This is a genomic window from Paracoccus sp. C2R09 (genome assembly GCF_018860625.1).
In the GTDB taxonomy this organism is placed as follows: domain Bacteria; phylum Pseudomonadota; class Alphaproteobacteria; order Rhodobacterales; family Rhodobacteraceae; genus Paracoccus.
Genome location: NZ_JAHKQB010000007.1, coordinates 127,737 through 141,312 on the forward strand (window position 1 = coordinate 127,737; position 13,576 = coordinate 141,312).

9 protein-coding genes and 1 tRNA gene are annotated in these 13,576 nt (G+C 64.7%); 2 read left to right on the forward strand and 8 right to left on the reverse strand.

What is annotated here, in order from left to right; all coding sequences use genetic code 11:
* Positions 1-55 precede the first annotated feature (55 nt).
* The 6 genes from mtgA to KO490_RS01155 all read right to left on the reverse strand — a co-directional run bounded on the left by mtgA (position 56) and on the right by KO490_RS01155 (position 9,571).
* Positions 56-775, reverse strand: coding sequence for a monofunctional biosynthetic peptidoglycan transglycosylase (gene mtgA / locus KO490_RS01130; protein ID WP_252726931.1), 720 nt, complete (start codon positions 773-775; stop codon positions 56-58).
* Positions 776-879: 104 nt separating this feature from the next.
* The gene (gltB, locus tag KO490_RS01135) at positions 880-5,412 is read right to left on the reverse strand and encodes a glutamate synthase large subunit (protein ID WP_216017800.1); all 4,533 of its coding nucleotides are present in this window, start codon (positions 5,410-5,412) and stop codon (positions 880-882) included.
* Positions 5,413-5,414: 2 nt separating this feature from the next.
* Positions 5,415-6,137, reverse strand: a complete 723-nt coding sequence (locus KO490_RS01140; RefSeq protein ID WP_216017557.1) for a hypothetical protein — start codon at positions 6,135-6,137, stop codon at positions 5,415-5,417.
* Between the two features lie 9 nt (positions 6,138-6,146).
* On the reverse strand, positions 6,147-7,631 hold the full coding sequence (locus tag KO490_RS01145; RefSeq protein ID WP_216017558.1) for an NAD(P)-dependent oxidoreductase: 1,485 nt from the start codon (positions 7,629-7,631) through the stop codon (positions 6,147-6,149).
* Between the two features lie 153 nt (positions 7,632-7,784).
* The gene (locus KO490_RS01150; protein WP_252726932.1) at positions 7,785-8,588 is read right to left on the reverse strand and encodes an undecaprenyl-diphosphate phosphatase; all 804 of its coding nucleotides are present in this window, start codon (positions 8,586-8,588) and stop codon (positions 7,785-7,787) included.
* The gene (locus tag KO490_RS01155) at positions 8,588-9,571 is read right to left on the reverse strand and encodes a complex I NDUFA9 subunit family protein (RefSeq protein WP_216017560.1); all 984 of its coding nucleotides are present in this window, start codon (positions 9,569-9,571) and stop codon (positions 8,588-8,590) included. Before KO490_RS01155 ends, KO490_RS01150 begins: the two co-directional genes overlap by 1 nt.
* 195 nt (positions 9,572-9,766) lie before the next feature.
* On the opposite strand from KO490_RS01155, the gene KO490_RS01160 reads away from it, so the two are divergent.
* Together KO490_RS01160 and KO490_RS01165 are read left to right on the forward strand one after the other, a co-directional pair.
* Positions 9,767-9,851 (forward strand) — tRNA-Leu (locus KO490_RS01160).
* Between the two features lie 292 nt (positions 9,852-10,143).
* A complete protein-coding gene (locus tag KO490_RS01165) occupies positions 10,144-11,310 on the forward strand; it encodes a nucleotide sugar dehydrogenase (RefSeq protein WP_216017561.1) in 1,167 nt (388 codons plus the stop codon).
* A gap of 37 nt (positions 11,311-11,347) precedes the next feature.
* Here the strand turns inward: KO490_RS01165 and KO490_RS01170 are convergent, their stop codons facing one another.
* Both KO490_RS01170 and KO490_RS01175 read right to left on the reverse strand, forming a co-directional pair.
* The gene (locus KO490_RS01170) at positions 11,348-12,598 is read right to left on the reverse strand and encodes a glycosyltransferase family 2 protein (protein WP_216017562.1); all 1,251 of its coding nucleotides are present in this window, start codon (positions 12,596-12,598) and stop codon (positions 11,348-11,350) included.
* Between the two features lie 2 nt (positions 12,599-12,600).
* Positions 12,601-13,557, reverse strand: coding sequence for a glycosyltransferase family 2 protein (locus KO490_RS01175; RefSeq protein ID WP_303462758.1), 957 nt, complete (start codon positions 13,555-13,557; stop codon positions 12,601-12,603).
* Positions 13,558-13,576: the final 19 nt, after the last annotated feature.

Consider the following 13,576-nt stretch of genomic DNA (forward strand, 5'->3'; position numbering starts at 1 on the left):
CGCCCGTGTTGATACGCCCCGGGCACCGGCCTTTCAACCGTCGTGGCGCAGGGCGTCAGCCGTCGAAGCAATCCGCACGCCCGTCCCGCGCAATGGTGGCCGCCCCGTCCAGGATCGCACGCGACCGGGCAGATGCGGCATGCGGGCTGCGGCGCGCGGGCGCGGGCAGCACCGCGGCCAGCCGTGCCGCCTGCACCGGCGTCAGGCGGTCGGGCGTCGTGCCGAAATGTTCGCGCGCCGCGGCACGGATGCCGAAGATCCCCGGCCCGAACTCGGCCAGGTTCAGATACACCTCGAGGATGCGGCGCTTGGACCACATCGCCTCGATCAGCGGGGTCAGCACGGCCTCGGTCGATTTGCGCAGCCAGCTGCGATCCTGCCAGAGAAAGGCGTTCTTGGCCGTCTGCTGGGTCAGGGTCGATGCCCCGCGGCTGGAGCCCGAGGCCACGACCTTGCGGATCTCGTCCATGTCGAACCCCCAGTGGCGGCAGAAATTCGCATCTTCGGCCGCGACGACGGACCGGGCCATCACGGGTGCGATATCGCCCAGATCGGTCCAGCCGCGCGGGGCCAGCGGCTGCTGGCGGGCGGCCGCATGCATCGTCCAGCTGTAGGGCGGGTCGATCACCGCATAGACCCCGACCGACCCGACAAGCACCAGCGCCATGCGCAGCAGGACGAAGCGCAGCCAGAAACCCGCGCGCCAGCGGCGGACGGGTCGGGCGGGCAGCTCATCGGGTGCAGGTTGCCGGGATGTTCTGGGTCGCAGGGCCATTCGCGCATGTCTCATGCGGGATGCGCGGGCGTCAAGAAGCCGCGTCGGGGCAAAGGGGCACAGAGCGAAGCGGCCCCCGGGTGATCCGGGGGCCGCTTGCTGTCTTATTCGGCGGGGACGGCGGCGGTTGCCGTGTCCTCGGCGATGGGATGGGGCAGGCGCTGCAGCATCTCCTTGGGGCAGACCTGCAGGAAATTGCCCTTCTCGCGGTCCCAGTTCGACAGGATGTCGTCGGCGCGCTGCGAACCGGTTTCCTTCAGGTGACGCTCGATCAGGGTCTTCAGCTCGGTTTCCCAATGGTCCTGCGTGACGGGGCAGGTGACCAGCGATTCCGGGTTGATGTAATCGCGCGCCAGCCCTTCGGGATCATAGAGATAGGCCATCCCGCCGGTCATGCCCGCGCCGAAATTCGCGCCGATGCGTCCGAGGATCACGGCGACCCCGCCGGTCATGTATTCGCAGCCGTTGCTGCCGCAGCCCTCGATCACGACGGATGCGCCGCTGTTGCGGACCGCGAAGCGTTCGCCCGCGCGGCCTGCCGCGAACAGGAAGCCGTTCGTGGCGCCATACAGGACCGTGTTGCCGATGATGGTGTTGTCGGCCGCGACCAGCGGGCTGGACATGGACGGACGCACGACGATCGTGCCACCCGACAGGCCCTTGCCGACATAGTCGTTGGCATCGCCCGACACTTCCAGCTTCAGCCCCGGTGCAGCGAAGGCCCCGAGCGACTGGCCCGCGCTGCCCGTCAGACGGATCGTCAGGTGATCGGGCTGCAGGCTGTTCCGCATCCCGAACTTCTGCACGATCATCGACGAGGTGCGCGTCCCGATGGTCCGCAGCGTGTTGCGCACGGCATAGGACAGCTGCATCTTCTCGCCATCGCTGAAGAAACGCTCGGCGTCGCGGATGATTTCCGCGTCCAGCGTGTCCATCACCGCGTTGCGCGGCTTCGAACGGTCATAGACGATCTTGTCCCAGCCATCGACGGTGATCAGCAGCGGGTTCAGGTCCAGATCGTCCAGGTTCGCGGCACCGCGGCTGACCTGGGTCAGCAGGTCGGCGCGGCCGATCACCTCGTCAAGGCTGCGCGCCCCGATCGAGGCCAGGATCTCGCGCACTTCCTGGGCGTAGAAGGTGATCAGGTTCACGACCTTGTCCGCCGAACCGGTGAACATGGCACGCAGTTTTTCGTCCTGCGTGCAGACGCCGACCGGGCAGGTGTTCGACTGGCACTGGCGCACCATGATGCAGCCCATCGCGATCAGGGCGGCGGTGCCGATGCCGTATTCCTCGGCACCCATCATCGCGGCCATGACGATGTCGCGGCCCGTGCGCAGACCGCCATCGGTGCGCAGGGTGACGCGTTCGCGCAGGCGGTTCATCGCCAGGACCTGATGCGCCTCGGTCAGGCCCATTTCCCAGGGCAGGCCCGCGAACTTGATCGACGTGGCGGGCGAGGCGCCCGTGCCGCCATTGTGGCCGCTGATCAGGATCACGTCGGCCTTGGCCTTGGCCACCCCCGCCGCGATGGTGCCGACGCCGCTGGATGCCACCAGCTTGACGGTGATCTTGGCGCGCGGGTTGATCTGCTTGAGGTCGTAGATCAGCTGCGCCAGATCCTCGATCGAGTAGATGTCGTGATGCGGCGGCGGGCTGATCAGCGTCACGCCCTGCGTCGAATGGCGCAGGCGGGCGATCAGCTTGGTGACCTTCATGCCGGGCAGCTGGCCGCCCTCGCCGGGCTTGGCGCCCTGGGCCACCTTGATCTCCAGCTCCTCGCAGGCGTTCAGGTATTCGGCGGTGACGCCGAAGCGGCCCGATGCCACCTGCTTGATCTTGGCGCAGGGGTTGTCGCCATTGGGCAGCGGATGGCTGTGTGCCGGATCCTCGCCGCCCTCGCCGCTGTCGGATTTCGCGCCGATGCGGTTCATGGCGATGTTCAGCGTCATGTGCGCCTCGGGCGACAGCGCGCCGAGCGACATCCCCGGCGTCACGAAGCGCTTGCGGATCGAGGTAATGGATTCCACCTCCTCGATGGGCACGGGCTTGCCGATCGGCTTGATGTCCAGAAGGTCGCGGATATGGATCGGCGGGTTCGCCCGCAGCGCGGCGCTGAACTGCTTCCACACGTCATAGCTGGCCTTCTCGCAGGCGATCTGCAGCAGGCGCATGGTGTTGGCTTCCCATGCGTGCTTCTCGCCGGAACGGCGCAGCTTGTAGAAGCCGCCCATCGGCAGCAGGTCCGCCCCGCCTTCGGCATGCGCCTTGCGGTGCAGATCCTCCAGCTTGGCCTGAAGACCGTGCAGGCCGATCCCCGAGATGCGCGACTGCATGCCGGGGAAATATTCCGCAACCATGGCGCGCGACAGGCCCACGGCCTCGAAGTTCAGGCCCCCGCGATAGGAGGAGAGGACCGAGATGCCCATCTTGGCCATGATCTTCAGTAGGCCCGCGTCGATGGCCGCCCGGTAGCGGCGCATGTTGTCGACAAGGCTGCCTTCCAGCAACCCGCGCGAGATGCGGTCCGCGATGCTGTCCTGCGCCAGATAGGGGTTCACGGTGGTCGCGCCGCCGCCGATCAGGACCGCGAAGTAATGCGGGTCGATGCATTCGGCCGAACGCACGTTCAGCGAACAGAAGGTCCGCAGACCCTTGCGGGTCAGCCAGCTGTGAACCGCGCTGGTCGCCAGGATCATCGGCATGGCGACGCGGTCGGGGCCCTGCGCCTCGTCGGTCAGGACCAGATGTCCCGCGCCCGAACGCACGGCATCCTCGGCCTCGGCGCGGATGCGGGCAAGACCCTCGCCAAGCGCATCCTGATCGCTGCCCGCCGGGAAGGTGCAGTCGATCCGGGTGACCGTCTCGCCGAACATCTTCTGCATTTCCGCGAATTCGCCATTCGCGACGAAGGGGCTTTCCAGCAGCAGGATCTCGGTCTGGGCGCTGCTTTCGTCCAGCACGTTCTTGAGGTTGCCGAACCGCGTCTTGAGCGACATCACGCGGGTTTCGCGCAGGCTGTCGATCGGCGGGTTGGTGACCTGGCTGAAGTTCTGCCGGAAGAAATGGCTCATCGGGCGATACTGGTTCGACAGCACCGCGGGCGGCGTGTCGTCCCCCATCGAGGCGATGGATTCCTTGCCGTCCTCGGCCATGGGCGCAAGGATATGCTCCAGCTCCTCGATGGTCAGGCCGGCGGCGGCCTGACGGCGGCGCAGCTCGGCCCCCTCGTAGGTGACGGGCTCGGGCAGGTCGCGCATGCCGTCGTTCAGCTCGGTGACCTTCTCGATCCATTCGCCGAAGGGCTGGCTGTTGGCCAGGCGGTCCTTGATCTCGGTGTCGTGGTAGAGCTTGCCCTCCCACATGTCGACGGCGATCATCTGGCCCGGGCCAAGCGCGCCCTTCTCGCGGACGTTGGATTCGTTGATCGGCACCATGCCGACCTCGGAACCCGCGATCAGCAGGTTGTCGCCCGTCACGACATAGCGCATCGGACGCAGGCCGTTGCGGTCCAGGCCGCCGCAGACCCAACGCCCATCGGTCATGGCAAGGGCGGCGGGACCGTCCCAGGGCTCCATCACGGCGTTGCAATAGGCATACATGTCGGCCCAGGGCTGGGGCATGTCGGTGGTCGATTTCGACCAGCTTTCGGGGACCAGCATGGTCTTGGTCATCGGCGCGCTGCGACCCGACCGGACCAGCACCTCGAAGACGGAATCCAGCGCGGCCGAATCCGACGACCCGGCGGGCACAATCGGCTTGATGTCCTCGGCCATCTCGCCGAAGGCGCTGGAGGCCATGCGGATCTCGTGGCTGCGCAGCCAGTTCAGGTTGCCCTTCAGCGTGTTGATCTCGCCGTTATGGGCCAGCATGCGGAAGGGCTGGGCCAGCCACCATTGCGGGAAGGTGTTGGTGGAATACCGCTGGTGATAGATCGCGAAGGAGGATTCGAAACGCTCGTCCTTGAGGTCGGGATAGAATTCCGCGACCTGTTCGGCCAGCATCATGCCCTTGTAGATGATCGACCGGCAGGAGAGCGACGCGAAGTACAGATCGCCCACCTGCGCGGCGGCTGCGGCCTTCTCGATCCGGCGGCGGATGATGTACAGCTCGCGCTCGAACTGGACGTGGTCGATGTCCTTCTCGCAGCGGATCAGGATCTGCTCGATCTCGGGGCGGGTGGCATTGGCCTTGTCGCCCAGCACGGCGGTGTTCACCGGAACGTGCCGCCAGCCGTAGATGTAGTGGCCCATCCGCAGGACCTCGGATTCCACGATCGTCCGGCAGGCTTCCTGCGCCGCGAAATTCGTGCGCGGCAGGAAGACCTGGCCGACCGCGATCAGCTTGTCGTGATCGGGTTCGTGGCCGGTGCGGCGGATCTGGTCGTGGAAGAAGGGCACGGGGATCTGCACATGGATGCCCGCGCCGTCGCCGGTGCGCCCATCCGCGTCCACCGCGCCGCGATGCCAGATCGCCTTCAGCGCGTCGATGCCGTTCTGCACGACCTGCCGCGACGGCTTGCCGGCCAGGTCGACCACGAAGCCCACCCCGCAGGAGGAATGCTCGTCCTCGTGACGGTAGAGGCTGTTCTCGGCCATCCAGTCGCGGCGGGCCTGTTCCTCGGTCTGCCAATCCATGCTCATGATGCGGCCCTTTCCTGCGGGATCTGCGACAGAAGCTGGTCGCAGTCGAATTGTGGGGTGGTGTCGCCGAACCCGGCCTCGCCCGGATGGGCGAAGGCTGCGGGGCTGTCGTCGGTCTTGTTGGTCTTGCCGGTCCAGTCGCGGGCGGTTTCCAGCCCGCCGAAGAACCGGCCATGGTCGCGGCTGATATATTGCCCGCCATGGCGTTCGATCAGGACCTTGCCGGACCCGTCGCTGGTGGTCAGCTGAAAGCGCGTGCGCTCCAGCGTCTCGCCGTCGATCTCGACCGTCTCGCCGGTCAGGCTGTCCCGACCGACATGGTGCAGCAGCTCGCCCGAGGTCGACTGGGTCCAGAAATCGAAGCTGTCGCTGCCGGTCTGGACCAGGTCCGAGAAGCTTGCGTCATCCTCGGCATTCTCGACCAGGCGGTCCATGATGCCGGTGCGGGTGCTCTGGCTCTCGATCCAGCGGGTCTCGCCGTCGATGGTGGATAGGTAATACAGCCCGTCGCGATCGAACATGGCGGTGCGCTGCCAATCCTCGGGATCGGCATCGCAGCTGTAGACCTGCGTCACCGTGCAGCCGCGGTTCTGGACGGTCATGTCCAGCGCGCAGCCTGCGGGCGGCGTGAAGTTCGCGGCCATTGCGGCGGGCGCCATGGGCAGCGCGGCAAGGAATGCCGCGCCCATCGCTGCCCTGAGGGATGCGGAATGGGGCATGGTCGCGCCTTATTCCGCCGCGATGCGGGTTTCGCCGGTCAGGAAGCTCTCGATGCTGTCGGCAGCTTCGCGACCGTCGCGGATGGCCCAGACCACAAGGCTTGCGCCGCGCACGATGTCACCCACCGCGAAGACGCCGGGGATCGAGGTCTGGTGCGTCTGGAAATTCGCCTTGATGGTGCCCCAACGCGTCACCTCGAGGCCGTCCACGCCCCAGAGACGCGGCAGTTCCTCGGGTTCGAACCCGAGCGCCTTGATGACCAGATCGGCCGGTTCGTCGTAATCGGCACCCTCGATCAGTTCGGGCGACTGGCGACCGCTGACATCGGGCGCGCCCAGGCGCATCTTCTGGATGCGCACGCTGGCGATCTGCGGCAGGCCCGCGACATCTGTTTCCTGCGCCACGGCCATGTCGCCGGTGACATGACCCGCGAAGGCGCCGGGGGCCGAAAGCCAGACGAACTCGACGCCCTCTTCCTCGGCGTTCTGCACCTCGCGTTGCGAGCCCGGCATGTTGGCGCGGTCGCGACGATAGAGGCACTTGACCGATTGCGCGCCCTGACGGATCGCGGTGCGCACGCAGTCCATCGCGGTATCGCCGCCGCCGATGACGACCACGCGCTTGCCGTTGGCGTTCAGTTCGCCATCCTCGTAATCGGGAACCTCGTCGCCGAAATCGACCTTGTTGCTGGCGGTCAGGTAATCGATCGCACGCACGACGCCGCCGGCATCGGCATTGTCCATTTCCAGGTCGCGGGTCTTGTAGACGCCCGTTGCAATCAGGACCGCATCATGCTTGCCGCGGATCGCGTCGAAGCTGACATCCTCGCCCACATTGCAGTTCAGCACGAATTCGACGCCGCTGTCCTCCAGCAGCTTGTTGCGGCGCAGGACGATGTCCTTCTCCAGCTTGAAGCCGGGGATGCCATAGGTCATCAGCCCGCCCGCGCGGTCGTAGCGGTCGTAGACGGTGACCTGGAAGCCCTTCTTGCGCAGCATGTCGGCTGCGGCCAGTCCGCCCGGACCCGCGCCGATGATGCCGATCGATTCGGTGCGTTCCTGCGCGGGGGTGGTGGGCAGGACCCAACCTTTGTCCCAGGCGGTGTCGGTGATGTATTTTTCCACCGCGCCGATGGTGACGGTGCCGTGGCCCGACTGTTCGATCACGCAATTGCCTTCGCACAGGCGATCCTGCGGGCAGATGCGGCCGCAGATCTCGGGGAAGGTGTTGGTGGCCTGGCTGACGCGATAGGCCTCCTCGAGGCGGCCTTCGGCGGTCAGGCGCAGCCAGTCGGGGATGTTGTTGTGCAACGGGCAATGCGACTGGCAATAGGGCACACCGCATTGGCTGCAGCGGCTGGCCTGCTCGGCCGCCTTCTGCGTCGCGAATTCGCGATAGATTTCGTGGAAGTCCTCGCTCCGCTCGGCTGCCGAGCGTTTCGCGGGCATCTCGCGCGGGGTCGAGACGAAAGTGAGCATCTTTTGCGTGGCCATGGCTGCGCTACCCCAGTGCAGAAAACTTCAGGAAGCTTTCGGTAACGCATGCCGGAAAACATTAAAAGTCAGCAAGGCTGACCTAATTGCTGCTTTTTCTGCGGGCAGGCAAGATTTTGATGCCTGCCCGCAGTAATATTAGGTCAGCAATGCTTACATACCAGCAAGAAGCGCCAGCATGGCAAGGCTGCCCACGATGATTCGCCACCAGGCGAACAGGCCATAGCCATGGGCCGAGACATATCCGAGCAGCCATCTGACCACGATGATGCCCGCGATGAAGGCGGTGACGAAGCCCACCGCGATATTTCCAAGCGCAGCCGCGTCAAGGATGTCGCGATTCTTCCAGAAGTCGTAGGCGAAGGCGCCGGCCATGGTCGGCATCGCCAGGAAGAACGAGAATTCGGCCGCCGACCGCTTGTCCGCGCCCATCAGCAGCGCGCCCACGATGGTCGAACCGGACCGCGACGTGCCGGGGATCATCGCCAGGCACTGGAAGAAGCCGATGCCCAGGGCCACGGGCAGCGGGAAATCCTCGGCCCGGTGGTATCTGGGCTGCATGGGCCTGCGATCGACCCACAGAAGGACGAAGCCGCCCAGGATCAGCATGACCGCGATCAGCATCGGCGTCTCGAACAGGACGGTCTTGATGAAGTCGTGCGACAGCACGCCGATGACGACCGCCGGAAGGAAGGCCAGCAGCACCGCCGCGATGAAACGGCGCGCGGCCGGGTCGTGGGGTGCGGCACGGAAGGTCTGCCACAGGCGCCCGGCATAGATGCCCAGCACCGCCCCGAGCGCGCCCAGCTGGATCAGCACCTCGAAGGCGCGGCCCGGCGATTCGAAGCCGAGGAAGTGACCGGCCAGCAGGATATGCCCGGTCGAGGAGACCGGGATGAACTCGGTCAGGCCCTCGAGGATCCCGAGGGCGGCGGCGACGATGGTGTTCTGTTCCATCACTGGTCGCGCAGGTTCTTGGCTGAACGCTTGATCGCGTCGTATTGTCCGGACGGGCTGAACCGCCACAGATATTCCTCGATCACCGCCCCGGACGAGGTGGGCTGGATCCCCAGCTGGGCAAAGCCCCGGGCATCGTCGGACACGATGTTGTCCTGCGTCAGCAGATGCAGCTGGTCGCCGTTCAGGGGCGCCGAGATCAGTCCGCCGCTGACGGTCTGCACCAACCCGCCCGCCATCGCGCCCAGCCGGGCGAAGGGCATGGGGACCGTAACGGGAATGCGCTTGCGGTGGACGGCCTCGATCACCTGGCGCGATATCTCGCGCATGGTCATCACCTCGGGGCCGCCCAGTTCGTAGATGCCGGGCTCGGCCGCGCCGGTGGCGCCCATCATGGCCGCGCGGGCGACATCCTCGACGAAGACGGGCTGCATGCGGGTATTGGGCGACAGGACCGGCATCAGCGGCCCCATGCGGGTCAGCCCCGCAAGGCGGTTGTAGAAGTTGTCGCCCGGACCGAAGATCACCGAAGGGCGCAGCACGACCGCATCGGGGCGGGCCTTGAGCACGGCGGCCTCGCCGCGCGATTTGGCGGCGACATACTTGCTGGGGGAATCGGGATCGATTCCCAGCCCCGAGATGTGGACCAGCCGCGTGACGCCCATCTCGGCCGACAGGCGCGCGATATGGCCCGCGCCTTCCTCGAAGATGTTGCGGAAGTTGCTCTTGCCTTCGGGGGACAGGATGTTGACGCAGTTGACCGCCGCATCCGCATCCGTCAGGGCCGCCCGGACCGATGCTTCGTCGCGGATGTTGCACATGACCGGGACGACCTGGCCCACGGCGCCATATGTGCGGGTGAACAGCGCCTCGTCGGGGCGACGCACCGCGATGCGCACGCGCCAGCCCTCCTTGGCCATCAGCCGTGCCACCTGCCGGCCGACAAAGCCCGACCCGCCAAAGATCGTGACCAGTTTCGCCATGGGCGTCTCGCCTCCTTCGTGCCGAATTGTCCTGCGATGCTTACCCGCGGCGATGCCATGCGGCAAGCGGCGGCAGCGGTCTTCGGCAATCGGTCGCGGGGGCTGCACAAAGAAAAATCGCAAAGAGGACGGAAAAGTTGAAAAGGGCCATTGACGCCCCCCGAAACTGTCTTTAGTGAGCCGCTCACACCACCTGCCCAGGTGGCGGAATTGGTAGACGCGCACGGTTCAGGTCCGTGTGTCGCAAGACGTGGAGGTTCGAGTCCTCTCCTGGGCACCATAATAAAAAGCCCCGCAGCTCAATGAGTTGCGGGGCTTTTTCGTCGTTTCGACACGTGCTCCCCTAGCGCGATGGGCGGCCTTGCCTGCGGGCGGAATGCGGCAGCCTTTGTGCAAAATCCCAGGGCCTCCCTGCGGATGCTGGACGGTGGGATACTGCAACCCTATTAAGTCCGGGTAGGGATTGCCGCTTGCCGGCTTTCATTTCGATATTGATGGGCATCGCGGTTCCCATGGGCGATCGCGGCCCGAAAATGCATTCGACGGCCGCGAGGCGACAAGGAGAAAGACTGATGAAGATTGCTGTGGCGGGGCTTGGATATGTCGGCCTGTCGAATGCGATATTGCTGGCGCGACAACACGAGGTGACGGCGGTCGATGTCGTTCAGGACAAGATCCGGATGGTCAATTCCGGCGTCTCGCCCATCGTGGACGAGGAATGCGAGAAATACCTGACCGAGGGCAAGCTGCGGCTGAAGGCCACGCTGGACCCGGCCGAGGCCTATACGGATGCCGAATTCGTCATCATCGCCACGCCCACCAATTACGATCCCGAGACCAACGCCTTCAACACCGAGAGCATCGAGGCCGTGGTCGATCAGGTCACGCGGATCAATCCGAACGCGATCATGGTCATCAAGTCGACCATTCCCGTGGGGTATACCCGCAGCCTGATCGCGAAGACAGGTTCGGACAAGATCATGTTCTCGCCCGAATTCCTGCGCGAGGGGCAGGCGCTCTACGACAACCTGCATCCGTCGCGCATCGTCGTGGGCGAACGTTCGGACCGCGCGCAGGTCTTCGCCGAGCTGCTGCGCGAGGCGGCGATCAAGAAGGATGTCGCGATCCTGCTGACCGATGCGGACGAGGCCGAGGCGATCAAGCTGTTTGCCAATACCTATCTTGCGATGCGGGTGGCCTATTTCAACGAGCTGGACAGCTATGCGCTCAGCCACGGGCTGGAGGCGCGCCAGATCATCGAGGGGGTCAGCCTCGATCCGCGGATCGGATCGCATTACAACAACCCTTCCTTCGGATATGGCGGCTATTGTCTGCCCAAGGACAGCAAGCAGCTTCTGGCGAATTACCAGAACGTGCCGCAGAACCTGATCCGCGCCATCGTCGAAGCGAACCAGACCCGCAAGGATTTTCTGGCCAATCGCGTCATCGCGCAAGGACCGCGTCGCGTGGGCATCTATCGCCTGGTGATGAAGGCCGGGTCGGACAATTTCCGCGACAGTTCGGTCCAGGACCTGATGAAGCGCATCAAGGGCGAGGGGATCGAGGTGGTGATCTACGAACCCAGCCTGGCCGAGGAAAGCTATCAGAACTCGCGCAACGAACGGGATCTGAACCGCTTCAAGGAGATCTGCGACATCGTCGTCGCGAACCGTGTCACCGACGAGATCGCCGACATCTCGGACAAGATCTTCACGCGGGATCTGTTCCGCAGCAACTGAGCGTCGCCCCCGAGGCCGCGGGCCCCGGGGGCAGCCGTCATGCCTTCATGCGGCGAAGCAGCCCGGCGATCGGGTTCGCGCCGCGCCCCTCGGGCGCCCCGCCGGTGGCGTTCTCGACGGCCTCGAGAAGCTTCTGCGTGGCACGGGCTTGCGCATCGACCTTGCCTTCCAGCCCGTCGAGACGCTTCTGAAGCAGCATCAGCGCGAAATAGATATCCTCGAGATCCACGCGGGGGGCAGGCTCGGACGCCTTCGTGGAATGCTTGGATGGCGCGGGGGCCTTCTTCTTGCCCGACCGGGCGGCCTGCAGGAAGCCCTGCTCGTCATTGGCCCTGGCGGCAACCAGCATCTGATGCGTCCGGCCTTCCTTGCCAAAGCCGAGCGCCTGGATGTCGGCATCGTCATATTGCGCGACGATCGGATGTATCTCGGCCAGCAGCAGGCCGATATCCTCGTCCGCGGCCCGTTCGCTGATCCAGGCATTCTGCTTGGCCACCCATTCCAGCAGCAGCGGCATGAACTCCGTCCGGTCGTTCTCGATCAGCCAGGTGCGGATGTTGTCGTGGTGGCGGAACAGCTTGAACAGGCCCGGTCCGACATTCGACATCGTCTGCCCCGGGCGCGCCATCCGGTGATAGCAGAGCACCTCGGGCAGCAGGACGATGCTGTCCGCCGACAGGACGCTTGCCCAATGCAGGGGGTTGTCCTCGAAGAAATAGTCACCGACCGGGAAGCGCAGGTTCCGGCTGCGCACCATGTCGCCACGATAGATCTTGCGCCAGGGCACGGGCGAGAAGGCAAGGATGTCCTTGCGCCCCTGTTCGTCCAGCACCATGGGGGTGATCGTCTCGATCCGGGCCCAGTTCTTGCGATCGTCGCTGTCATAGCGTTCGCCGGTGATCGTGTTCTGCAGCATGAACTGGCACATCGCCAGATCCGCGTCATGCTTGACGGCCGCGCGATACATCTTGCCGAACATTTCGGAATCGTAGACATCGTCGCCATCCGCGAAGCCGATATATTCGCCCGTCGCGACCTCGAGCCCCGCATTGGCGGCCGATGCCACGCCGCCGATCGTGTTCTCCTCGAACAGGATCGGCTTGATCCGGTCGTCCAGGTCGGCAAAGCTCTTGATGATGTCGACGGTCCCGTCGCTGGATCCGTCATCGACGACGATCACCTCGATCTCTCCGAGCGATTGGCCCAGGATCGATTCCAGCGCTTCGGCGATGTAATCCTGGACGTTGTACGAGGTGACGATGATGGAAAGCTTCGGTATGGATGTCATTGTCAGCCCCTGTAGAAATGGTCTTTGATCCTGTTGCCCAGGCCCGGCGCGCGGCGGGATTGGATCAGGACGAAATCTTCGAGATCGATGCGGGTCAGAAGCGTCGTCGTCAGTTCGTCGAAGCGACGGTGCATCGCCTTGTCCACGCGGTTCTTCGACCATGACAGAAGCCGCATCGCGAATTCCCAGTAGATATGGCAATAGCGCCTGCGCATCTGGGGGTGGGCGACCAGGAAATCGTAGACCTGGTTCAGGGCCGCGAATACGGCCAGGCGCTTCTCGTTGCGGTGATTGGTGATGTTGCCGCCGTTCGAACGGACGATATGCGAGCAGACGACATCGCGGGTCAGGATGATCTGATCTGCCAGAAGCAGCATCATCCAATGCCCCAGAATGTCATTGTTGACCTTGGTATTGCCGAACTTCATGCCGGTCGCCCGATAGGTGTCGGTCCGGATGATCTTGTTCCACGGGTAATTGGTGATCATGAGCGTGGCCGAGTTGTCCTCGAGCGGGAACGCCTTGTGATCTTGCTTGCCCAGAGCGCGATCGAAGATCCGGATGTCTTCCTTGTTCATGTCCGACCCGAGTTCGGGCGTGTCGCGTTCATAGGTATATGCACATACCGCGACATCGGCATTCGGATTGGCTTCCAGCTTGTCGATGGCCGACAGGATGGCTTGCGGATGAGGCTTGTCGTCCACGTCGAAGAACATCGTGTACTTGCCCTTCGCAGCCTCCCAGCCGCGGTTGCGACAATGTCCGGCCCCGGCGTTCTTGGGCAGCGTGATCAGCACGTCGCCCGCCTCGGGATCGAGAATGCGACGCAGCAGCAGCGGGCTGCCGTCGGATGAACAGTCGTCGACGAAGACGAACTGGACGCCATGCGGCAAGAGCTTGGAAAATTCCTGGTGAAGTTGCTCGATATGTTCGGCACCATTGAAGACCGGTACGATCACGCTCAACAAGGGGGGGGTC

Coding starts and splice junctions, on each gene's coding strand:
- KO490_RS01165 (WP_216017561.1), top strand. CDS start 10,144: ATGAAGATTGCTGTGGCGGGGCTTGGATATGTCGGCCTGTCGAATGCG.
- KO490_RS01155 (WP_216017560.1), bottom strand. CDS start 9,571: ATGGCGAAACTGGTCACGATCTTTGGCGGGTCGGGCTTTGTCGGCCGG.
- KO490_RS01150 (WP_252726932.1), bottom strand. CDS start 8,588: ATGGAACAGAACACCATCGTCGCCGCCGCCCTCGGGATCCTCGAGGGC.
- KO490_RS01140 (WP_216017557.1), bottom strand. CDS start 6,137: ATGCCCCATTCCGCATCCCTCAGGGCAGCGATGGGCGCGGCATTCCTT.
- KO490_RS01145 (WP_216017558.1), bottom strand. CDS start 7,631: ATGGCCACGCAAAAGATGCTCACTTTCGTCTCGACCCCGCGCGAGATG.
- KO490_RS01170 (WP_216017562.1), bottom strand. CDS start 12,598: ATGACATCCATACCGAAGCTTTCCATCATCGTCACCTCGTACAACGTC.
- gltB (WP_216017800.1), bottom strand. CDS start 5,412: ATGGATTGGCAGACCGAGGAACAGGCCCGCCGCGACTGGATGGCCGAG.
- mtgA (WP_252726931.1), bottom strand. CDS start 775: ATGGCCCTGCGACCCAGAACATCCCGGCAACCTGCACCCGATGAGCTG.